Source organism: Aestuariicoccus sp. MJ-SS9 (genome assembly GCF_032586235.1).
GTDB lineage: Bacteria > Pseudomonadota > Alphaproteobacteria > Rhodobacterales > Rhodobacteraceae > Aestuariicoccus.
In genome coordinates this window covers 54,721-75,750 of sequence record NZ_JAWHTD010000004.1, presented here as the reverse complement: position 1 = coordinate 75,750, position 21,030 = coordinate 54,721, and the positions used below count along the sequence as shown (strand labels likewise).

At 66.5% G+C, this 21,030-nt stretch carries 19 protein-coding genes; 9 read left to right on the top strand and 10 right to left on the bottom strand.

What is annotated here, in order from left to right:
• Positions 1-1,308 (top strand): MmgE/PrpD family protein, encoded by a 1,308-nt coding sequence (locus tag RXV88_RS04525; protein WP_316290914.1) that lies wholly within the window; start codon positions 1-3, stop codon positions 1,306-1,308.
• Positions 1,309-1,519: 211 nt separating this feature from the next.
• Here RXV88_RS04525 and RXV88_RS04520 read toward each other — a convergent pair whose 3' ends face one another.
• The gene (locus RXV88_RS04520) at positions 1,520-2,182 is read right to left on the bottom strand and encodes an HAD-IA family hydrolase (protein ID WP_316290913.1); all 663 of its coding nucleotides are present in this window, start codon (positions 2,180-2,182) and stop codon (positions 1,520-1,522) included.
• A 104-nt stretch (positions 2,183-2,286) separates the two neighbouring features.
• Here RXV88_RS04520 and glmU point away from each other — a divergent pair, with 104 nt between their 5' ends.
• From glmU to RXV88_RS04505, 3 genes are read left to right on the top strand one after another with little or no spacing between them, the layout of a single operon-like run.
• Entirely contained in the window at positions 2,287-3,639 is a 1,353-nt protein-coding gene (gene glmU / locus RXV88_RS04515) for a bifunctional UDP-N-acetylglucosamine diphosphorylase/glucosamine-1-phosphate N-acetyltransferase GlmU (protein WP_316290912.1), read from the top strand.
• On the top strand, positions 3,640-5,454 hold the full coding sequence (gene glmS, locus RXV88_RS04510) for a glutamine--fructose-6-phosphate transaminase (isomerizing) (protein WP_316290911.1): 1,815 nt from the start codon (positions 3,640-3,642) through the stop codon (positions 5,452-5,454).
• Positions 5,454-6,008, top strand: a complete 555-nt coding sequence (locus RXV88_RS04505) for a pyridoxamine 5'-phosphate oxidase family protein (RefSeq protein ID WP_410468801.1) — start codon at positions 5,454-5,456, stop codon at positions 6,006-6,008. Before glmS ends, RXV88_RS04505 begins: the two co-directional genes overlap by 1 nt.
• 44 nt (positions 6,009-6,052) lie before the next feature.
• Here the strand turns inward: RXV88_RS04505 and RXV88_RS04500 are convergent, their stop codons facing one another.
• Positions 6,053-6,535 carry a hypothetical protein gene (locus RXV88_RS04500; protein WP_316290909.1) on the bottom strand — a complete coding sequence of 161 codons (483 nt, stop codon included), beginning with the start codon at positions 6,533-6,535 and terminating at the stop codon, positions 6,053-6,055.
• Between the two features lie 86 nt (positions 6,536-6,621).
• On the opposite strand from RXV88_RS04500, the gene moaA reads away from it, so the two are divergent.
• Both moaA and ade read left to right on the top strand, forming a co-directional pair.
• Complete coding sequence (moaA, locus tag RXV88_RS04495; RefSeq protein ID WP_316290908.1) at positions 6,622-7,629, top strand: GTP 3',8-cyclase MoaA; 1,008 nt, start codon at positions 6,622-6,624, stop codon at positions 7,627-7,629.
• 1 nt (position 7,630) lies between these two features.
• Entirely contained in the window at positions 7,631-9,325 is a 1,695-nt protein-coding gene (ade, locus tag RXV88_RS04490; protein WP_316290907.1) for an adenine deaminase, read from the top strand.
• Between the two features lie 184 nt (positions 9,326-9,509).
• Here ade and RXV88_RS04485 read toward each other — a convergent pair whose 3' ends face one another.
• Positions 9,510-10,565, bottom strand: coding sequence for an anhydro-N-acetylmuramic acid kinase (locus RXV88_RS04485; protein ID WP_410468800.1), 1,056 nt, complete (start codon positions 10,563-10,565; stop codon positions 9,510-9,512).
• A gap of 119 nt (positions 10,566-10,684) precedes the next feature.
• On the opposite strand from RXV88_RS04485, the gene tyrS reads away from it, so the two are divergent.
• Positions 10,685-11,971, top strand: a complete 1,287-nt coding sequence (tyrS, locus tag RXV88_RS04480) for a tyrosine--tRNA ligase (protein WP_316290905.1) — start codon at positions 10,685-10,687, stop codon at positions 11,969-11,971.
• Between the two features lie 92 nt (positions 11,972-12,063).
• Here the strand turns inward: tyrS and RXV88_RS04475 are convergent, their stop codons facing one another.
• The 3 genes from RXV88_RS04475 to RXV88_RS04465 form a co-directional block, all read right to left on the bottom strand.
• A complete protein-coding gene (locus RXV88_RS04475; RefSeq protein WP_316290904.1) occupies positions 12,064-13,032 on the bottom strand; it encodes a DUF3179 domain-containing protein in 969 nt (322 codons plus the stop codon).
• Positions 13,033-13,287: 255 nt separating this feature from the next.
• Positions 13,288-13,836, bottom strand: a complete 549-nt coding sequence (locus tag RXV88_RS04470) for a peptidylprolyl isomerase (protein ID WP_316290903.1) — start codon at positions 13,834-13,836, stop codon at positions 13,288-13,290.
• Positions 13,829-14,335, bottom strand: coding sequence for a peptidylprolyl isomerase (locus RXV88_RS04465; protein ID WP_316290902.1), 507 nt, complete (start codon positions 14,333-14,335; stop codon positions 13,829-13,831). The genes RXV88_RS04470 and RXV88_RS04465 overlap by 8 nt, the downstream gene beginning before the upstream one ends.
• 127 nt (positions 14,336-14,462) lie before the next feature.
• On the opposite strand from RXV88_RS04465, the gene RXV88_RS04460 reads away from it, so the two are divergent.
• The gene (locus RXV88_RS04460; protein WP_316290901.1) at positions 14,463-15,650 is read left to right on the top strand and encodes a phosphoglycerate kinase; all 1,188 of its coding nucleotides are present in this window, start codon (positions 14,463-14,465) and stop codon (positions 15,648-15,650) included.
• A 148-nt stretch (positions 15,651-15,798) separates the two neighbouring features.
• Positions 15,799-16,101 (top strand): FtsB family cell division protein, encoded by a 303-nt coding sequence (locus RXV88_RS04455; protein WP_316290900.1) that lies wholly within the window; start codon positions 15,799-15,801, stop codon positions 16,099-16,101.
• A gap of 301 nt (positions 16,102-16,402) precedes the next feature.
• Here the strand turns inward: RXV88_RS04455 and RXV88_RS04450 are convergent, their stop codons facing one another.
• The 4 genes from RXV88_RS04450 to ndk form a co-directional block, all read right to left on the bottom strand.
• On the bottom strand, positions 16,403-18,829 hold the full coding sequence (locus RXV88_RS04450; RefSeq protein WP_316290899.1) for a hypothetical protein: 2,427 nt from the start codon (positions 18,827-18,829) through the stop codon (positions 16,403-16,405).
• 66 nt (positions 18,830-18,895) lie between these two features.
• Positions 18,896-19,246 carry a hypothetical protein gene (locus RXV88_RS04445; protein ID WP_316290898.1) on the bottom strand — a complete coding sequence of 117 codons (351 nt, stop codon included), beginning with the start codon at positions 19,244-19,246 and terminating at the stop codon, positions 18,896-18,898.
• 205 nt (positions 19,247-19,451) lie between these two features.
• Complete coding sequence (locus RXV88_RS04440; protein ID WP_316290897.1) at positions 19,452-20,438, bottom strand: leishmanolysin-related zinc metalloendopeptidase; 987 nt, start codon at positions 20,436-20,438, stop codon at positions 19,452-19,454.
• A 175-nt stretch (positions 20,439-20,613) separates the two neighbouring features.
• Positions 20,614-21,030 carry a nucleoside-diphosphate kinase gene (ndk, locus tag RXV88_RS04435; protein ID WP_316290896.1) on the bottom strand — a complete coding sequence of 139 codons (417 nt, stop codon included), beginning with the start codon at positions 21,028-21,030 and terminating at the stop codon, positions 20,614-20,616.

Here is a 21,030-nt window from a genome sequence, read left to right as displayed (position 1 = left end):
ATGACCGATCCTCTCGCCTTCATCCACGCCCTGACATGGGAAGACCTGCCACCGCAGGTGCAGCGCCAGACGCGGCTCTGCCTGCTCGACCTGCTGGGCGTCGCGGCGGGGGGCCTTGGCACCCGGCTCAGCGGCATTGTCCACGACCACGCCGCCGAGGACTGGCCCGGCGACACGCCAATGCTTTTCGACGCCCGCAGCGCCAGCCTGCCCGGCGCGGCGCTGGCCGCCGCCATGACCATCGACAGCCTCGACGGCCACGACGGCTATAACCCCGCCAAGGGCCATATCGGTTGCCCGCTGATCCCGCCGCTTCTGCTGATCGGCCATGCGCGGGGCATCTCGGGCAAGGCGTTCCTGACCGCGCTCGCGATGGGCTACGAATTCGGCGCGCGGGCGGCCACCGCCCAGCACGCCACCTGCCCCGATTACCACACCTCGGGCAGCTGGGGCGCGGTGACCGCCGCCGCCGGGGCCGCGCGGCTGATGGGCCTCTCGCCCGATCAGACCCGCCACGCGCTCGGCATCGCCGAATATCACGGGCCGCGCAGCCAGATGATGCGCTGCATCGACCATCCCACCATGGTCAAGGACGGCTCGGGCTGGGGCGCGATGGCCGGGGTGTCGGCCGCGCAGCTGGCCGCGCGCGGCTTTACCGGTGCGCCCGCGATCACGGTCGAGGCAGCGCCCGAGTTCTGGGCCGATCTGGGCCACGACTGGCGCATTGCCGAGCAGTATTTCAAACCCTGGCCCGTCTGCCGCTGGGCCCAGGGCCCGGTCGAGGCCGTGCTGGCCCTGCGCGCCCGCCACCAACTGCGGCCTGAGGACGTCACCGCCCTGCGCATCGACACCTTCCACGAGGCCACGCGTCTGGCCAGCGCGCGCCCCGACACCACCGAAGAGGCGCAATATTCCACCTCATTCCCCTGCGCCGTGGCGCTGGCGCGAGGCGACATCACGCCCGCAGACATCGACGGCGCGGCCCTGCACGACCCCGAGATCCTGCGCCTTTCCGCCGCGACCTCGATGTTCGAGGACGCAGAGGCCAACGCCCTCTTTCCGGGCAAGCGGCTGGCGCGCGTGACGCTGACGCTGACGGACGGGCGCGAGGTGACCAGCGACTGGACCGAGCCGCGCTGGTCTGCCGACACGCCGCCCCGGCCGCAGGATCTGCACGCCAAATACCGCGCCCTCGCCACCCCGGTTCTGGGAGAGCCCCGCAGCGCCGCCATCTTCGACGCGGTCGAGACGCTTGCCGACACACCGCTGCGCGCGCTCACGGGGCATCTGCTGGGAGTGAGTGTTTAACGCCAAGGTTCACCGCCGCCAGAGTCGCGGAGTCAAGGCCGCAGGCCGCCGCGACCAGCGCCTGCCCGTCCCGGCGGGCTGGCGCTTTGGCTGACCTGCGCACGCCGCTCGTTCGGAGCAATGACTTGGCAGGGATAAAGCGCTTAGATCAGAGGTAGCAGCGCCACCCCACGGGCAGGCGCCCATCGCGGCTCTAAGCCGGGTGAAGCCCTCACCCGATCAGCCGCCGCACCACGCCGCCCAGCTCGTCGAAATGGCCGATGACGGCCTCGGGTTCCAGCGCCGCCACTTCGGCCCCGCCGGGGCCGAAATCGACCAGCACGCAGGGCACCCCGGCCGCTTGGGCCGTCTTGCGGTCGGTTACCGTGTCGCCGATCAGGCAGCTTGTCCCGACCACCCCGCCCGATTGCGTCACCGCCGCCTGATAGGGCGCGGGGTCGGGCTTGCGCACCGGCAGCGTATCCGCGCCGATCAGCGCCCCGAAAAGATCGCGCACCCCCAGCGACACCAGCAGCTTTTGCGCCAGCGCCTCGGGCTTGTTGGTGCACACGCCCACCGCATAGCCGCCCTGCCGCAGCGCCTCGACCGCCTCGACCGATCCGGGGTACATCACTGTGTGCGCGTCGATCGCGCCGCCGTAAGCCTCAAGCAGCGGGCGATACCAGCGGTCCACAGTATCGGCGGAATATTGCCCCGTGCGCTCCAGCCCCAGCGTCAGCATCGCCCGCCCGCCCTTAAGCGCGGTCGCGGCATCGGTCGCCGGGTCCAGCACGTCACCCAGCCCCATGTCGCGGAAACACGCATTCGCGGCAGCGATCAGATCGCCGCTGGTGTCCGCCAGCGTCCCGTCCAGATCGAATATCACGCAGCGCATTCCGCCCCTCTGTCACAACCCGAAAGCATAAGTGAAACGCCGCGCCTTGCACGGCGGCCTCAGAGCGATAGAACGGGCCGAGGCAAAAGACAAAGAGAAACCCGATGAGCATCGCCCTGATTCTCCTGGCCGCCGGCAAGGGCACCCGGATGGAGTCCGACCTGCCCAAGGTCCTGCACCCCATCGCCGGCGCGCCCATGCTGATCCACGCCGTGCGCGCGGGACAGACGCTTGGCCCCGAACGCGTGGTCGTCGTGGCCGGTCACGGCGCGGAGGCGGTGACCGCCGCCGCCCACGATTACGACGACGAGATCGAGGTCGTGCTGCAAACCGAACAGCTGGGCACCGCCCACGCGGTCGCGCAGGCCCGCGTCGCGCTGGCGGATTTCGACGGCGACGCGCTGGTGCTTTACGGCGACACGCCCTTCCTGACGCAGGACACGCTTGAGGAAATGGCCATCGCGCGTGCCCGCGCGGATGTGGTCGTGCTGGGCTTTGACGCCGCCGATCCGGGCCGCTATGGGCGGCTGGTGACCTCGGGCGACCAGTTGGAAAGGATCGTCGAATACAAGGACGCCACGGATGAGGAGCGTGCCATAACCCTCTGTAATTCTGGTGTTCTGGCGGCGGATGCACAAACCCTATTCAGTCTGATCGACGCGGTTGGCAACGACAATGCGTCGGGCGAATACTACCTCACCGACATCGTCGCGCTGGCCCAGGCGCGCGGGCTGACCGCCACCGCCGTGCGCTGCGACGAGGCCGAGACGCTCGGCGTCAATTCCCGCGCCGAACTGGCCCGGGCCGAGGCGCTTTTCCAGCAGAACGCCCGCGCCGCGCTGATGGCCGAGGGCGTCACCCTGCACGCCCCAGACACGGTCTATCTGTCCTGGGACACCATCGTCGGCCGCGACGCCGAGATCGAGCCCAACGTCGTCTTCGCCCCCGGTGTCACCGTCGAATCCGGCGCGCGCATCCGCGCCTTCAGCCATCTCGAGGGCTGCCATGTCAGCCGCGGCGCCACCGTCGGCCCCTTCGCGCGCCTGCGCCCCGGGGCCGAGCTGGCCGAGGACGTGCACATCGGCAATTTCGTGGAAATCAAGAACGCGCTCATCGACGAGGGCGCCAAGGTCAATCACCTGACCTATATCGGCGACGCCGAGGTGGGCTCCCGCACCAACATCGGCGCGGGCACCATCACCTGCAATTACGACGGCGTGATGAAGCACCGCACCACAATCGGCGCGGATGTCTTCATCGGGTCGAACACCATGCTTGTGGCCCCGGTCAGCGTCGGCGACGCCGCCATGACCGCCACCGGCACCATCGTCACCCAGGACGTCCCCGAGGGCGACCTGGCCATTGGCCGCGTCCAGCAGAGCAACAAACCGGGCCGCGCGCGCAAGCTCATGCAGTTTCTGCGCGCCAAGAAGGCAAAACAGCAGGAGGGCCGCTAAATGTGCGGAATCGTTGGCGTTCTGGGCAATCACGAGGCCGCGCCCATCCTGGTCGAGGCGCTCAAGCGGCTGGAATATCGCGGCTATGACAGCGCGGGCATCGCCACTGTGAACCAGGGCCGGCTCGACCGCCGCCGCGCGGTGGGCAAGCTGGTCAATCTCAGCGATCTTCTGGTGCACGACCCGCTGCCCGGCAAATCCGGCATCGGCCACACCCGCTGGGCCACCCACGGCGCGCCGACCACCAACAACGCGCACCCGCATCAGGCTGGTCCGGTGGCCGTGGTGCACAATGGAATCATCGAGAATTACAAAGAGTTGCGGGCCGAAGTTGAGACCTCTGGCCTGACGCCCGTCACCGAAACCGATACCGAAACCGTGGCGCTTCTGATCCAGCATCACATGGCGCAGGGCCTCTCGCCGGTCGCGGCCGCCGACAAGACGCTCGCGCGGCTCGAGGGGGCCTTTGCCCTCGTCTTTCTCTTCGACGGCGAAGAGGATCTGCTGATCGCCGCGCGCAAGGGCTCGCCGCTGGCCATCGGGCATGGCGACGGCGAGATGTTCGTGGGCTCGGACGCCATCGCGCTGGCGCCGCTGACCGACCGCATCACCTATCTCGAAGAGGGCGACCGCGCCGTCGTCACCCGCGCAGGGGCCGAGATCGTGGATGCCACCGGGACCCCCGTTTCGCGCCCCGTCAAAACCGTCCGGATGGACGCCGCGCGGATCGACAAATCGGGCTATAAGCACTTCATGGCAAAGGAAATTGCCGAACAACCCACGGTGCTGGCCGATGCGTTGACGAGCTATCTCGACGGCGACGGAATCGCGCTGCCCGAGGGGCTCGATTTCACCGGAACCGAGCGCCTGACCATGGTCGCCTGCGGCACCGCCTGTTACGCCTGCCTGACCGCGAAATACTGGTTCGAGCAAATCGCCGGGCTGCCCGTCGAGGTCGATGTCGCCTCGGAATTCCGCTACCGCGAGCCGCCCATCACCCCCGGCACCACCGCGATTTTTGTCAGCCAGTCGGGCGAAACCGCCGACACCCTCGCCGCGCTGCGCTACTGCAAGGGCAAGGCCGACCGTATCTTGTCTGTGGTCAACGTTCCCGAAAGCTCGATCGCGCGGGAAAGCGACATCGCGCTGCCGATCCATGCCGGGGTCGAGATCGGCGTCGCCTCGACCAAAGCCTTCACATGTCAGCTCAACGTCTTGCTTTTGCTGGCTTTGCAGGCCGCGCATGAACGCGGGCGGCTGAGCGACGCCGCGCTGTCGCAGACCCTTGGCGCGTTGCGCGGGCTGCCGGGTGTGCTGAACGTGGCGCTGGAACGCGACAAGATCATCCGCAAGGCCGCCCGCCGCATCGCCGAGGCGCGCGACGTGCTCTTTCTGGGGCGCGGGCTGATGTATCCCCTGGCGCTCGAAGGCGCGCTGAAACTAAAGGAAATCAGCTATATACACGCCGAAGCTTATGCATCGGGAGAGCTCAAGCACGGCCCCATCGCACTGATCGACAAGACCGTGCCGGTGGTCGTCATGGCCCCCCGCGACGCGCTCTTCGACAAGACCGTGTCGAACATGCAAGAGGTCATGGCCCGCGGCGGCAAAGTGCTGCTGATCACCGACGCCGCGGGGGCCTCGGCGGCCGGCGGCGAGGTCTGGCAGACCATCATCCTGCCCGAGGTCGACGACCTGCTGACCCCGATCCTTTACGCTCTGCCTGCGCAATTGCTGGCCTACCACACCGCCGTCGCCAAGGGCACGGATGTGGACCAGCCGCGCAACCTGGCAAAATCCGTGACGGTGGAATGATGGGCAAGCAATTCGACAGCATCTCGGACGCGCATCGCACCTTTATCGAGGACCAGCACCTCTTTTTCACCGGCACCGCCGCGCCCACGGGTCGCGTCAACGTCTCACCCAAGGGCATGGACAGCCTGCGCGTGCTGGGGCCGAACCGGGTGATCTGGCTGAACCTGACCGGCTCGGGCAACGAGACCGCCAGCCACCTGGCCGAGGATCCGCGCATGACGCTGATGTGGGCCTCGTTCACGAAACGCCCTGAGATCCTGCGGCTTTACGGCACCGCGCAGACCCATCACCGCGACAGCCCCGACTGGTCGGAACTGGTGGCGCTGTTTGGCGACCCGCTGGGCGCGCGGCAGATCTACGACATGAAGGTCGAGATGGTGCAGACCTCTTGCGGCTATTCGATCCCGTTTTTCGACTATGCGGGCGAACGCGACACGCTGCGTAAGTGGACAGAGGACAAGGGCCCCAAGGGGATCGAGACCTATTGGGAGACACGCAACGCCACCTCGCTCGACGGGCGGCCGACAGGCATCGGCGCGAATCTGAAGAGGTAAGCGACTAGCCTTCTTCGCAATTTCATGAAATTGCGAAGAACCCGTCAGCCGCCCGCGAAAACCTCGATTTCCGGCAGATCCGTCAGCGGCGCACCGATCAGCCGCATCGCTGCCAGAGATATCCGGCTGCCCGCCGTCGTCGCCCCTTGGATCGGGATCAGATCGACCTGCGCCGACTTGCCCTGATAAACGATTCGCCCCTTCGCCGGCTCGGTCACCAAAGGCGTCTCAAGCCAGAACCCCGGCGCCGTCACATCGCCCAGCGAGGCCACGGTCACCCCTAGGCGGCGCTCGCCCGCGGGGACCGGCACGGCCGCCGCCTCGGCCCGTTCGGCGGCGGTGGTGGTGTCGAACTCCTCAACGGTGCGCGCGGTCTCGGGCGGGCGACGCGCGGCCATGCCGTCGGGCCGCGCCTCGGGCCGGGTCTGGCCTTCGGCCCCCGTCGGCGGCGACAAGATGGATTTCAGAAACCCCTCGCCGCAGGCGGCAAGGAAAAGGGCGGGAAGAAGGGCGATCAGCAGGCGCATGGGCCAAAGCCTAAGACCTTGGTCTTGCCCCTGCAATGGCCCGCGCGCACTTGCCACCGCCCACGCGCGAGATTACGTTCATTCTCATGACCCAGCCGCTTATCGACCCGTTCCTGCGCCCGATCTCGTACCTGCGTGTCTCCGTCACGGACCGCTGCGATTTCCGCTGCGTGTATTGCATGTCCGAGAACATGACCTTTCTGCCGAAGAAAGAGCTTCTGACGCTGGAAGAGCTCGACCGGATGTGTTCGACCTTTATTCGGCTGGGCGTGGAAAAGCTGCGCATCACCGGCGGCGAGCCTTTGGTCAGGCGCAATATCCTGAGCTTTTTCAACGCAATGACGCGCCATCTTGATGCGGGCACGCTGAAAGAGCTGACGCTGACGACCAACGGTTCGCAGCTGGAGAAATTCGCGGGCGATCTTTATGGCGCGGGCGTGCGGCGGGTGAACATCTCGATGGACACGCTGGACGAGCAGAAATTCGCCGACATCACCCGCTGGGGCCGCCTGCCGCAGGTGCTGCGCGGCATCGACGCGGCGCAGGCCGCCGGGCTGCGGGTCAAGATCAACGCGGTCGCGCTCAAGGGTTTCAACGAGGACGAGCTGTTCCGCATGACCGAATGGTGCGCCGAGCGCGACATGGACCTGACCTGGATCGAGGTCATGCCCATGGGCGACATCGGCAATGAGGATCGGCTGGGGCAATACTGGAAACTGTCGGATCTGCGGGCGCGGCTGGCCGAAAACTATACGCTGACCGACCTGCCCGAACGCACCGGCGGCCCCGCGCGCTATGTGCGGATCGAGGAGACGGGCCAGAAGATCGGCTTCATCACGCCGCTCACGCATAATTTCTGCGAAAGCTGCAACCGGGTGCGGCTGACCTGCACCGGCGAGCTCTTCATGTGCCTCGGGCAAGAGGATAACGCCGATCTGCGCGCCGCTTTGCGCAACCATCCGGGCACCGATGCACCGCTGGAAGAAGCCATTCGCGCCGCCATCGCGCTGAAGCCCAAGGGACACGATTTTGACTATTCCCGTCAATCGGTTGACGGGCGTGTTTCACGTCACATGAGCCATACCGGCGGCTGACATGGCAGAGCTGTCGGCGCGCATCGCACAAGGCCGGGGGGACGCGCCGGCCGATCTGGTGCTGCGCGGCGGGCGGATTTTCGACCTGATCACCGGTGAGATGCTGGAGGGCGACGTCGCCATTTGCGGCGATACTATCGTCGGCATCTGCGACGTTTACGATGGCACGGAAGTTGTTGATGTCTCTGGCTTAATCCTCGTCCCCGGATTCATCGACACACATCTGCACATCGAATCCTCGCTGGTCACGCCGTTCGAGTTCGACCGCTGCGTCGCCCCGCGCGGGGTGACGACAGCGATCTGCGACCCGCATGAAATCGCCAACGTGATCGGAGCGGCCGGGGTGCGCTATTTCCAGCAGGCCTCGGAACACACGCTGATCGACATCCGCGTGCAGCTGTCCTCTTGCGTGCCGTCGACACATATGGAGACCGCCGGGGCCGAGCTGAGCGCCGAGGATATCGCCGGGCTTATGGGTCATCCTTCGGGCATAGGCCTGGCGGAATTCATGAATTATCCCGGTGTGATACATCGCGATCCTGATGTTCTGCGCAAACTGGAGCTGTTTCAGGGCGGGCATATCGACGGGCATTGTCCGCTGCTGTCGGGCAAGGATCTGAACGGCTATATCGCCGCCGGCATTCGCACCGAACACGAGGCGACCAACCCCGAAGAGGCGCTGGAGAAGCTGCGCAAGGGGATGCGGGTTCTGATCCGCGAAGGCTCGGTCTCAAAGGATCTGGACGCGCTGCAACCGCTGCTGACCGAACGCACGGCGCCGTATATGTGCCTGTGCACCGACGACCGCAATCCGCTGGATATCGGCGAATACGGGCATCTGGATTACATGATCCGGCGGCTGATTTCGCTGGGCACCCCGCCGCTCGCCGCCTACCGCGCGGCGACGCTGTCGGCGGCGGAAGCCTTTGGGCTGAAGGATCGCGGCATGATCGCGCCGGGCAAGCGGGCGGATATCGTGGCGCTGGGATCGCTCGAGGCTTGCGACGCGCAGATGGTGTTCGCGGCCGGAACTAGGGTGAACGACGCAGCCTTTGCAGCGCGGGGATCGGTGGAACCTGTGGGCCGCGATTCGGTCCATGCGCCGAAGGTGACGGCGGCCAGCTTCCGCGCCACCGCCAACCGCGAGGACACCGACGTGATCGGCATCCGCGAAGGGCAGATCCTGACCGATCACCTGCACGAACGGATCGCCATCGCAGATGGCGACAAGCCCCCTGACCCCGCGCGCGACCTGGCGCGGATCGCGGTGGTCGAGCGGCACGGGCTGAACGGCAACATCGCCTGCGGTTTCGTGCGCGGGTTCGGGATGACCAAGGGGGCGATCGCCTCGACCGTCTGCCACGACCATCACAACATCGCCTGCGTGGGCATGGACTATGCCGACATGGCGGTCGCCGCGAACCGGCTGGGCGAAATCGAAGGCGGGTTCGTCGTGGCCGAGGGAGGCCGCGTTCTGGCGGAGCTGGCGCTGCCGGTGGCGGGGCTGATGAGCCTTGAGCCGTTCGAGGTCGTGCGCGACCGGCTGGAGGCGCTGCGCGCGGCGGCGAGATCGTTGGGGGTCACGCTGGAAGAGCCGTTCCTGCAGTTGGCCTTTCTGGCCTTGCCGGTGATTCCGGCGCTCAAGATCACCGATCGCGGCATGGTGGATGTGGTGAAATTCGAGATCATCACATAGGTCACCAATGCTGTCCCAGTGTTTCGCGCGCGAAACATTGGGACAGGAAGCATGACGTTTAACCTATTGATTTATTAACGATTATGAAGATAGACCTAAGGCTGAGGCCGGTCAGGCGGAGCCGCTCATCCGCCCTTGCGGGCGTCCTCGCGAGGAAAGGCCGCAAGGGCTTGAGGAGCTGCTCTTAAACCCGGCTGATCCGCCCGCCCCCCACTGGCGCGGCAACGCCCGTGGTGCCTGGGGCCGAGGTCGGCAGACCGCGCAGCACCCGGACGGCAAGATAGCCAAAAGCCTGCGCCTCGAGCATGTCGCCGTCGAGCCCCACATCCTCGACCGGCGCGACCGGGCAGTCGAGCCCGGCGGCCAGCATCTGCATCATCACCGGGTTGCGCCGCCCTCCGCCGGTGACCAGCACCCGGTCGGGCGGGGCCGGGCAATGCTCCATCCCGCGCATCACGGCAGCCGCGGCCATGGCCGTCATGGTGGCGGCCGCATCGGCATCGGAAAGCTCGCGCACCAGATCGAGCATAAGAGAGAAATCGTTCCGGTCCAGGGACTTGGGCGGAATTTTCAGGAAATAGGCCTCATCCAGGAAAAGCTCGAGCGCGCCGTCCACCACCGTGCCCTCCGCGGCCAAAGCGCCGTCGCGGTCGAAGGACCAACCGCGGCGCTCGGCCACCAGATCGTTGATCGGCGCGTTGGCGGGGCCGGTGTCGAAGGCCAACAGCGCGCCCTCGTCCTCGGGCGCCGCGCGGCGCGGATCGATCCAGGTCAGGTTGCCCACGCCGCCCAGGTTGAGGAACGCCAGCGGCGCCTCGGCCCCGATCCACCCTGCGCAGGCAAAGTGAAAGAACGGCGCCAGCGGCGCGCCCTGCCCGCCCAGCTCGACATCGGCGCTGCGGAAATCCCAGACCACGTCGCGACCCAGCGCCTCGGCCAAGGCGTCGCCGTCGCCCATCTGGTGGGTGCCGCGCCCGCCCGGATCATGCGCCAGCGTCTGGCCGTGAAAGCCGATCACCTCCGAGCCCTCGAGCCCCGACAGCACCTCGACATGGGCGTCATGCAACACCTGCGGCGCGCGCCCCAGATCGTCGTCGGGCCAGCGCCCCAGCACCGCCTTCAGCGAAGCGCGTTCGTCCTCGGTATAGGGGCGGTAGGCGCTGTCGCCGAACGCCTCGATCGTCCGCCCATCGGTCAGCACCATCGCCGCGTCGACCCCGTCGAGCGATGTGCCCGACATCGCCCCCAGCGCCCAGACAGGCGCCCAGACCGGCGCCTTGTGCTTTTGCCCCAACTTGCCCTTCAACTTCGCCCGTCCCGGTCTTATAGCTGCCGCCGTCAGTAATACGAGGTGGCCCCATGACCTACCATCCCAAATCGGACTTCATGCGCGTCATGATCGAGCGCGGCTTTCTGGCCGATTGCACCGATTATCAGGGCCTCGACGAGGCGCTGAGCAAGGGGGTCGTGCCGGGCTATATCGGTTTCGACGCCACGGCCAAGTCGCTGCACGTGGGCAGCCTCATCCAGATCATGATGCTGCGGTGGCTGCAGAAGACCGGCGGCAAGCCGATCACGCTCATGGGCGGCGGCACCACCAAGGTGGGCGACCCGAGCTTTCGCGCCGACGAGCGCCCGCTGCTGACGCCGGAAGAGATCGACGGCAATATCGCCGGGATTCAGCAGGTCTTTGCCAAATACATCGCCTATGATGAGGGGCCCATGCCCTCGAGCAGCGAAGCGGTCGGGCCGCAAAATGCCGCGCTGATGCTGAACAATGCCGAATGGCTGGACGATCTGAACTATCTGGATTTCCTGCGCGACATCGGGAGGCATTTCAGCGTCAACCGGATGCTGAGCTTCGAGAGCGTGAAATCGCGGCTCGACCGCGAGCAGTCGCTGTCGTTCCTGGAATTCAACTACATGATCCTGCAGGCCTACGACTTCCTCGAGCTGAACCGGCGTTACGGCTGTCTCTTGCAGATGGGCGGGTCGGACCAGTGGGGCAATATCGTCAACGGGATCGACCTGACGCGCCGGGTGCTCGACCATGAGATTTACGGCCTGACCTCGCCGCTACTGACGACCTCGGACGGCAAAAAGATGGGCAAGTCGGCGGACGGTGCGGTGTGGCTGAACGCAGACATGCGTTCGCCCTACGAGTTCTGGCAGTTCTGGCGCAACACCACGGATGCGGATGTTGGCCGGTTCCTCAAGCTCTACACCGAGCTGCCGGTGGAGGAGTGCGAGCGGCTGGGCGCGCTGAAAGGGGCCGAGATCAACGAGGCCAAGATCGTTCTGGCCAATGAGGTCACCACGCTCTGCCACGGGGCGGAGGCCGCGGCGGCCGCCGCGGCGACGGCGCGCGAGGTGTTCGAGAAGGGCGGCGTGGGCGACGATCTGCCGACGCTGGAAATCGGCGCGGCAGAGCTCGGCGACGGGATTTCCGTGGTGCAGCTGATCGTGCGCGCGGGGCTGGCGAAATCCGGCAAGGAGGCCAAGCGTCTGATCGCCGAACATGGGGCAAAGATCGACGATGCGCCGCTGACCGACGCAGGCCTGATGATCGACCGGGGCGCGCTGGCCGCGCCGATCAAGCTAAGCGCCGGCAAGAAGCGCCATGCGCTGGTGCGCTTGGCCGACTGAGTGCACGGGACGGGGCCGAGCCGGAATTTTCAGAAAATTCCGGACCGAAGTCTTCGCAAGACTTCGTATCGTTTTCTTTGCAAGAAAACGGCCTACCGCCCCAGCATCCACTTCCCTTGAGGCCAGAACGCGTGGAAGGCAAAGGCGAACATGACGTCGTGCGGCACATCGCGCCCCTGCGCGTCGCGCACCCGCACCGATCCCACGTCACGCCCCTCCGCGATCCGCCCGGTATCCAGCGCCGAGGCCTGCCCGGGCCGCCAGCTGATCGTCACACCCGCCTCGCGGATCTCCCCCTCGCGCGCCAACCGGTCCATCGGCCAGGCCCGGTCGCCAACCCGCACCACGCGCATCAGCGCCGGCACCCCATGGGGCGGCGGATCGCCAGAATAAAGAAACGGCCGTTTCGAACTGTCGTAGCCCACATAAGGATTGCGCCCGTAATCGCGCGGATACCCCGGCTCGTCCATGACCAGCCCTTGTGGATTGCGCGCCCGAAATTCAGCGAAGCTCTCCATCCAGCTGGGCACCTGATCGAGCCGCATCCCCGTCAGTTCGCCGACGATGGCCTCCCCCAGCGCCTGTTGCCACCAGCTCTGGGTCTCGCGGTCGTACATCACCATGTCCGAATGGCGCAGCTTGCCCGACACGCCGAAACTCAGTACCCGCCCCCCGACACGCCGGTCGAAGGTCAGTGCCGAATTGCACAGCGGGCAAAACGTGACCGCCACGGGCACCCCGCCCACGCTGTCGTTGACGATCTCGTGCCACGTCAGATAGCGCAACGGATAGGCGCGCGGCTCTGCCCCCGCGATCTCGACCGCGATCACAGGCTCGGTCCCTTCGATCCGCTCTTCCTCCGCCACGCTCAGAAACACCGGATCGTCGAGCGCCGGGATGCCGTCCTTCGGCGGCCCGCCCGACAGGATCTCGACCCAATTCTCCACGCTGGTCGTTTCGAAATCGGTCCGCGGCCATTCGTGCCGCCAGAATTCCGGGCTGGCCCAGACCGCCTGCCCCAGGCCGGCCAGAACCACAACCCATACCGCCAGCATCCGCATCGCCGCACCTCCCCATACACGCACCACCAGCTTGCTCCAGGCACCCCGACACGCGCCACCCCTCACACGCGCTTGTGACCTGGCGCGATACACCCATGCTTCTTCTTGGCAAAAATACTCCGGGGGAGACGTGCCACAGGCACGGCGGGGGCAGCGCCCCCGACGGATCGGCTGCGCTCTGCGCAGCCGATCCCCAACAAAAAAGCGCGGCCCCCAAAAGGGGCCGCACCGCAGGATCGCCAAAAGGCGAAAAGATCAGTCGGTCACCGTCACCGATTGCATCACGTCCGGCGCGCCGATCACCGCGCCGTTGGGGCCGGTGCCGCGCTTGATGGCGTCGACCACCTCCATCCCACCCGTCACCTCGCCCACGACGGTGTATTGCCCGTTCAGGAACGGGCCCGGCGCGAACATGATGAAGAACTGCGAATTGGCGCTGTCCGGGCTCTGGCTGCGCGCCATGCCCACGACCCCGCGATCGTAATTGATGTCCGAAAACTCCGCCTTCAGATCAGGCCGGTCCGACCCGCCCCGCCCGGCCATGCGCATGTCGCCGCCCAACTTGCCGAACTCGACGTCGCCGGTCTGTGCCATGAAGCCGTCGATCACGCGGTGGAAAACCACCCCGTCATAGGCGCCCTCGGCGGCCAGCGCGGCGATCTGCGCCACATGATTGGGCGCCACATCCTCGAAGAGATCCACGGTGACGGTGCCATTGGCCCCCTCGCCCGCGATTTCGATCTGCAGGCCGGTGGCCAGCGCCGGGCTCGCCATCAGCGACAGGACAAGAGCCAGCTTACGCATCCGCCGCCACCTTCACGCTGATCATCCGGTCGGGGGTCGCGGGCGGCTCGCCGCGGGTGATCGCGTCCACATGCTCCATCCCCGAGATCACCCGGCCGTAGACCGTGTACTGCCCGTTGAGAAAGTGGTTGTCCTTGAAGTTGATGAAGAACTGCGAATTGGCGCTGTTGGGGTTCTGCGACCGCGCCGCCCCCAAAGTTCCGCGATCGTGCGGCAGTTTGGAAAACTCCGCCGGCAGGTCGGGCAGATCGGATCCGCCGGTCCCGGCTCTCCGCAGGTCAAAGCCGTCTTCCATGTCGCCGTGCTGCACGTCGCCGGTCTGGGCCATGAAGCCGTCGATCACGCGGTGGAACGCGACGTTGTCGTATTCCCCCGCGCGGGCCAGCTCTTTCATGCGCTCGGCATGTTTGGGGGCCACGTCGGGCAAAAGCTCGATGGTGACGGTGCCGCCTTTCAGCTCCATCAGGATGGTGTTTTCGGGGTCTTTGATATCGGCCATGTGGCGCTCCCATGCGTTAAGTCTTGCGCTTTAGGTAACGAAGCCCCGCGCGATTGCCAAGAGAGCCGCATTGACGCCGCGCCCGTGACGCGCGAAACCACGCGCAACCCAACCGACGGAGGACGCCATGGCCTGGAAGACGCTCGACGATATGGATCTCAAGGACAAGCGCGTGCTGACGCGCGTCGACATCAATGTGCCCGTCGAGGCGGGCCGCGTCACCGACGCCACGCGGATCGAACGCATCGCGCCCACGGTGCGCGACATTCTGGCGGCGGGCGGCAAGCCCGTGCTGCTGGCGCATTTCGGCCGCCCCAAGGGCCAGCGCGTCGACGACATGAGCCTGCAGCCGCTGATCCCCGCGCTTGAGCAGCATCTGGGCGCGCCGGTGGTCTTTGCCGCCGATTGCATCGGTCCCGCGGCCGAGGCGGCGGCGGACGCCCTGCAGCCCGGCCAGGTGCTGCTGCTCGAGAACACCCGTTTTCACGCGGGCGAGGAAAAGAACGCCCCCGAACTGGCCGCCGCAATGGCGCGCCTGGGCGATGTCTATTGCAACGACGCTTTCTCGGCGGCGCACCGCGCCCATGCCTCGACCGAAGCGCTGGCGCATCTTCTCCCTTCCTGCGCGGGCCGGTTGATGCAGGCGGAACTCAGCGCGCTGGAAAAGGCGCTCGGCGCGCCCGAGCGGCCGGTGGTTGCCGTGGTGGGCGGGGCCAAGGTGTCGACCAAGCTGGAATTGCTGTCGAACCTCGTCGAAAAGGTCGACATCCTGGTGATCGGCGGCGGAATGGCCAACACGTTCCTTGCCGCGCAGGGGATCGACGTGGGCAAGTCGCTTTGCGAACACGACATGACCGGCACCGCGAAAGACATCGCCGAGAAGGCCGCCAGAGGCGGTTGCGAGATCCTGCTGCCGCGCGACGTCGTTGTGGCCTGGGAATTCAAGGAAGGGGCGGACAGCAAGGTCGTCAAGGCCGAAGACTGCCCCGCCGATGCGATGATCCTCGACGCCGGGCCCGACAGCGTCGCGCATATCTGCCAGACCTTCGACCGCGCCAAGACGCTGATCTGGAACGGCCCGCTGGGCGCTTTCGAGATCGCGCCGTTCGATGCGGCCACCAACGCGGCGGCGGCCTATGCGGCGGGCCTGTCGCGCTCGGGCAAGCTGGTGTCGGTGGCGGGCGGCGGCGACACGGTGGCGGCGCTCAACAAGGCAGACGCGGCCGAGGCCTTTACCTATATCTCGACCGCCGGCGGCGCCTTTCTGGAATGGATGGAGGGCAAGACCCTGCCCGGCGTCGCGGCGCTGGGATAAAACCCCGAAGCCTTTGCAGATTTGCCACGCCGGCCAGCCCGCGCGGCTTTTTTGCGAATCGGGTGAATGTGAGGGATTCACAGGCCCGCGCAACTGTGTCATGATTCCGTCACGCGCCCGGGCAAGAGGCGCGGAACAGAGGCGCAGCATGACCACTCGTCGCAACAGACCGGCCCTTGGGGCCCTTGTCTTCTTCGCCGTGGCGACCAGCCTTGGCGCCTATTTCGCCTTTGCCGCCGTGCAGGGCGATTTCGGCCTCTTCCGCCGCGCCGAGATCCAGCTCGAAGGCCATGAACTGGCGCAGGAACTGGCCACGCTCGAGGCCGAGGTCGCGCGGATGGAAAACCTCACCCGCCGCCTGTCGGACGAGTATCTCGATCTCGATCTGGTCGACCAGCAGGTCCGCGACGTGCTGGGCCTGATCCGCGCAGATGAAATCGTGGTGCGCTGAGCGCGCGGGAAATTTCAAGTTTAGGAAGTCAGGGCCGCCCTAGGGTCGGCGCCCCAAGTCGCGGAATCAAGGCCGAAGGCCGCCGCGACCAGCGCCTGCCCGTCCCGGCGGGCTGGCGCTTTGGTGACGTGAGCGCGCCGCTCGTTCGGAGCAATGACTGGGTGGGGATAAAGCGCGCAGACCGGACGTTACAGCGCCATCCCACGGGCAGGCACTGGTTGCGGCTCTTCCTCATCATAGGCTCCCACACAAAACGGCCCGATGCCACCGCACCGGGCCGTTCCAAGGGCTCATCCGAACCTTACTTGCGGCGCTTGAGGCGGCGTTCGGCGTTGTCGATCACCGACCCCAGGACGCCGCGCAGCTTCATCACCTCGATGGATTTTTCCATCACGTCGACGGCCTGATCCTCTGCGCCCGCCTCCTCGAGCGCCTCGGCCAGAGCGCGCAGCTGACCGAAATAGGGGATGTGCCCCATGGTGTCGGCCACCGTCGCCGGTTCCTTGAGAAGCACCTCGGTTTGGGCCTTGGCCGCCTGGCTGACCTTCTTGTCGCGCGTCGCGATCCCGAGGCTGGCGCGGTCGGCCCCGGCCTCGAGCACCTTGAAGTCGCGCAGATCGGGCGTCGTCAGCGCAAGCTCGGCCATTGCCGCCGCCGGATGCCCGGGCACCGCTTCGACCATGTGGCGCAGGGTGTCTTCGGCCTTGTCCAGCGTCGGCGCGCCGCCGAAGGTCAGCACGCGGGCCACGTCCTCGGTGAAGTAGTCGGGCGCGACCATTGCCTCTTCGCCGCTCTGGGGCGGCGCCACGTAAAGCCGCAGCACGTTGCTGACCACGATCTCGCCGCCCATGTCGATGGCCGCCTGCAGCTTGTAGAAGCCCGGCTCGTCGACCATCCAGCCGCTGGTGGCGTTGGACACCATATGCGCGCCGTACATCGACTCGCCCGGGTCGATCTTTTCGGCGTGAGGCTCATGACAGCGCGTGATCATGGGCTGCCACTGCCGGGTCGGCCCGCCTTCGCGCTGGATGAACACCGTCACGTGGCGGCCGTCCTCCAGCAGGTCGGGATCCTGCATCACCGGCTGGGGGCCGGTGTTGGTCAGCTTGAGCTCCATCGTCACCGGTTCGAGGAAGCGATAGGCGTTGGTGCCGCGGTTGGGCCGAATCTGCAGCGCCCAGTTGCCGGTCTGCATCAGCGCGTTCGGGGCCTCGAAGCCGTGGTTCACAAACCAGTCCGAATTGCCCATCTGCACGAAGCGGCGCGGCGCATGGCGCATGAACACCAGTTCGTCATCCGAGAACCGGAAGCGGAAGTCGCTGAAGAACGTGTTTTCGCCACCCGCGACGCGGAACGGATAGTTCATGAACGACCGCGACTCGGGCTCGTTGGCCAGCGGGATCCAGGGATCGCCGGGGGCCTGCGGCGCACCCAGCGCCTTCTGCCAGGCATGCGCGAGGTTGAAGCCGTGGCCCATCTCGTGCACCGCCGTCCAGAACTGCATCCGGTTGCGCCAGGCCTGCGCGTTGGCATCGCCCGGAGGCGCGTCCTGAATGAAGCTGTCGGTGAAGATCGCCGTGCCCTGCCGGTGGTTCGCGCCGATGTCGTCGAACATCACGCCGCCCAGCGACCGCCCCTGATCGTGGCGCGCGGCATAGAGCACCCACATCGCCCATTGCGGCCGGTCGGCGAAGCGCGACCAGTAGGTGACCATGGCGTTGTGCATCTCGGTGTCGGACCAGGTGCCGTTGGCATTGGCCCCCGAGGTGGGGATCACCGTGGTGTTGGGCGACATGGTCACGTCGAACCCGGCGCGCTCATAGATCGTCGCCAGCGAGAGCGTCTCGGACGGCAGGCTGGCGGGACGGTTGGGATGCGAACCGGTGTCGTAGGCCGTCACGATGGTGCCGGCGTTGGCCACGCGGTCGACCTCGAACTCGACGTTGTCGAACCGGGTGGACTGGAACGTCAGATCGTAGGTCCGCGGGGTGGTGCCGCCGCCCGACAGCTCCAGCGTATATTCGTTATAGCGGAAGCTGCGCACCGCACGGGCGCGGAAGGTCACCGTGGTGCCAGGGATCGCACCGGGATCGCCGTCACGATAGACGATGTTGGCGGTCACCTCGCGGTTGTTGCTGCCGATGCACCGGTCCGAGGTGACCTCGGCGATCACATGCGCGGTCTGGCGCGGGAAGAGCCGCGACAGCTCGATCGAGATGCGGTTCTGCGGCGTGAAGCGGTCCACGTCGACGCGTACCGTGATATTCAGCAGGTTGATCGGCAGCACAGGCCCGGGCACCAGCGGCGGGATCGTGGGACGGCGCGGCACGATGGGGCCGGGCTGCGGCACCGGGATCGGCTGCGGAATCGGCTGAGGCTGCGGCAGAGGCACCGGGCGCAGACGCGGCTGATAGCTGTAGCGCCCGCTGACCGGCGCGCAGAAACGCGGGAACGGCGGCCACGGCACGGGCAGCGGCCGCGGGAGCGGCACCGGCGCAGGCTGCGGAAACGGGCGCGGGATCGGCCCGGGTATGGGCCCCGGAATCGGGCCCGGGATCGGGCCGCCGGGCACGGGTGTCAGCTGATTGGCATCGAAACCCGAGGGATCGGCCCCCTCCTCCATCTGGCCCGGAACATAGTCGGGATGCTCTTCGTCGGGCAGCGTGGCTGCGGGGTTCTGGTCTTCGGTTTGGGGTCCGGACACGCCGGATTTGGGCGTTCTCGCCATGACAAGTCTCCTGATTCGAAAAGGTTTGGTCTTTAAAATCCGCGGCCGGCCTGGCCGGCGACTGCGTCAGAGATACCCCGGCCGCCGGGCGGTCGATGTCACATCGAGCGCGCCGTCCTGCCAGGCGATGACGTAGAATGGCGTGGTTGCGTCGACCGTCACGGTCACGGATACGGGCTTGGTCTCGGGCCTTGAGGCATCAGCGACCCGAAGGGTCACCTCCTTTCCGTCGGGCAATGACAGGGGCATGATGTTCGCGAGCCCGGTCATCAGCTTGGTACGCGCCAGAAATTCGGCGCGCGGTTCCGCATCGACGACAAGGGTGACGGTCTGACCGGTAAAGCCTTCGGTGAATTGAAACTCGAAATCGGCCATGGTCGAACCATCCGTCATCGCGCGCAGGAATGTAAGGGGCAAAATCGCCCCGGCGGCGGCGTTCAAAATCAAGATGCGTCGCGTGACGGCCATCTTTGCCCCCAACCGCAATACACGTAATAGGTGAAGCTTATCACCAAGATCGCCCTGTCTCCAACGGTGGTATCCCACCAGTCATCCGGGGCGAAACGCGAAACGGCCGCTCCCGGTTAAGGGAACGGCCGTCTGGCTGCATAGGAAGGACGGCCTAGCCGAAAAAGTAGGAATCGTCGGGCATCGGGCCAGAGAGGTCCGAGCCGTCGCGCGGATCGTCCAGCACGGTGTCATAGCCCATGTCCTCGAGCGCGGCGACGGACATGGTCGACAGGTAGTTGGAGCCGTTGATGTAGCCGGTCATGATCTCGCCGACGAAGAGCAGCTCGTCCCAGTGGCCGCCCGCGGTGCCGCTGCCGCCGTCGGTTTCGATCGGGATACCCGCGTCGCGCCCGCCGTCGGCATTGTAGATGTCGGTGAATTCGGTCCGATAGAAATCGTTCGCGAGGTCGCCGGTAAAGCGCAGATCACCGCCCGCGACGCTGCCCGTGGCCAGCCCCATATAGCTCCACATGGTGCCGAACCCCAGCGAGTGCAGCATCTCGTGCAGGATGATGTCGTCCCAGAGCCCCCGGCCGTCGTAGGTTTCGGCGTCGGCGACGTCGAACTCCATGATGGCGGTGGCCGGCAGATAGCTGCCGCCGCGCACAGCGGTCGGACCCGCGCGGCCCAGCACGCCGCCGCTGCCGTCGATGTCGATCAGCGAGGCGTCGATCGAGATGTCGTCGATCCGGCTGCCGCCGCCGATCACGTCGGTGACATCCCCCAGGATCAGCCCCGAGATGAAATCGGCCGACGCGATAAAGGCGTCCTGCAGGGCGGTGGTCCAGGTGCCCGAGAAGATGATCTCGACGTTGTAGGTCGTGGCCGCGTCGCCGCCGCTGGTGTATTCGGTCAGAACGCCGGGATCGGTGGGGGTGGTGTCGCCGCCGCCCTTGTCGGGCTTGCCGCCGCCGCCACCGCCGCCACCGCCGGAATCGGGCTTGCCGCCGCCGCCGCCCCCGCCATCGGTCTTGTCGGGCTTGGCCGCGCTCCAGAGATCGGTGCGCAAAAGCGCGGGGCCGCGATGATCGGAATCCGGCGGCTCGAAGACGAATTCATCGTCGCGGTTGAAAAGGGCGTTGGAAAACGGAAGGGCCATCTGATCTGTCACTTTCTGTTTCAGGTCTTGCGTTCACAGATCGCCGGCGCGCCCCCGACACGGGATCAGAACACGGCAGGATGGTCGCCGAAATGTGGCAGAAAAAAGGCCGCCCGGTGCCGGACGGCCTGTTTCAAGTCCCCTGTGATGGAAACACTCTGTTTACCGGTGCGTCTCAGCCGATCAGTTCGAGACCCGAGAAGAAATAGGCGATCTCGACCGCAGCGGTCTCGGGCGCGTCGGAACCGTGGACCGAGTTTTCGCCGACGGATTCGGCGAATTCGGCGCGGATGGTGCCCGGTGCCGCGTCGGCGGGGTTGGTGGCGCCCATGACTTCGCGGTTCTTGGCAATGGCGCCTTCGCCTTCGAGCACCTGCACGACCACCGGCTCGGAGGCCATGAATTCGCACAGCTCGTCGTAGAAGGGGCGTTCGGCGTGGACCTTGTAGAACTCGCCCGCCTGCGCCTTGGTCAGGTGGATGCGCTTCTGCGCGACGATGCGCAGGCCGGCCTCTTCGAACTTGGCGTTGATCTTGCCGGTGAGGTTGCGGCGGGTGGCGTCGGGCTTGATGATCGAGAGGGTGCGTTCCAT

Excerpts from the sequence above, each read along its gene's own strand:
- RXV88_RS04500 (WP_316290909.1), bottom strand. The coding sequence starts at position 6,535 with ATGCGCCTGCTGATCGCCCTTCTTCCCGCCCTTTTCCTTGCCGCCTGC.
- RXV88_RS04475 (WP_316290904.1), bottom strand. The coding sequence starts at position 13,032 with ATGCGGATGCTGGCGGTATGGGTTGTGGTTCTGGCCGGCCTGGGGCAG.
- RXV88_RS04520 (WP_316290913.1), bottom strand. The coding sequence starts at position 2,182 with ATGCGCTGCGTGATATTCGATCTGGACGGGACGCTGGCGGACACCAGC.
- RXV88_RS04440 (WP_316290897.1), bottom strand. The coding sequence starts at position 20,438 with ATGGCCCTTCCGTTTTCCAACGCCCTTTTCAACCGCGACGATGAATTC.
- RXV88_RS04460 (WP_316290901.1), top strand. The coding sequence starts at position 14,463 with ATGGCCTGGAAGACGCTCGACGATATGGATCTCAAGGACAAGCGCGTG.
- RXV88_RS04525 (WP_316290914.1), top strand. The coding sequence starts at position 1 with ATGACCGATCCTCTCGCCTTCATCCACGCCCTGACATGGGAAGACCTG.
- tyrS (WP_316290905.1), top strand. The coding sequence starts at position 10,685 with ATGACCTACCATCCCAAATCGGACTTCATGCGCGTCATGATCGAGCGC.
- RXV88_RS04505 (WP_410468801.1), top strand. The coding sequence starts at position 5,454 with ATGGGCAAGCAATTCGACAGCATCTCGGACGCGCATCGCACCTTTATC.
- glmS (WP_316290911.1), top strand. The coding sequence starts at position 3,640 with ATGTGCGGAATCGTTGGCGTTCTGGGCAATCACGAGGCCGCGCCCATC.
- ade (WP_316290907.1), top strand. The coding sequence starts at position 7,631 with ATGGCAGAGCTGTCGGCGCGCATCGCACAAGGCCGGGGGGACGCGCCG.
- RXV88_RS04465 (WP_316290902.1), bottom strand. The coding sequence starts at position 14,335 with ATGGCCGATATCAAAGACCCCGAAAACACCATCCTGATGGAGCTGAAA.
- ndk (WP_316290896.1), bottom strand. The coding sequence starts at position 21,030 with ATGGAACGCACCCTCTCGATCATCAAGCCCGACGCCACCCGCCGCAAC.
- RXV88_RS04485 (WP_410468800.1), bottom strand. The coding sequence starts at position 10,565 with ATGTCGGGCACATCGCTCGACGGGGTCGACGCGGCGATGGTGCTGACC.
- RXV88_RS04455 (WP_316290900.1), top strand. The coding sequence starts at position 15,799 with ATGACCACTCGTCGCAACAGACCGGCCCTTGGGGCCCTTGTCTTCTTC.
- RXV88_RS04450 (WP_316290899.1), bottom strand. The coding sequence starts at position 18,829 with ATGGCGAGAACGCCCAAATCCGGCGTGTCCGGACCCCAAACCGAAGAC.
- moaA (WP_316290908.1), top strand. The coding sequence starts at position 6,622 with ATGACCCAGCCGCTTATCGACCCGTTCCTGCGCCCGATCTCGTACCTG.
- RXV88_RS04470 (WP_316290903.1), bottom strand. The coding sequence starts at position 13,836 with ATGCGTAAGCTGGCTCTTGTCCTGTCGCTGATGGCGAGCCCGGCGCTG.
- glmU (WP_316290912.1), top strand. The coding sequence starts at position 2,287 with ATGAGCATCGCCCTGATTCTCCTGGCCGCCGGCAAGGGCACCCGGATG.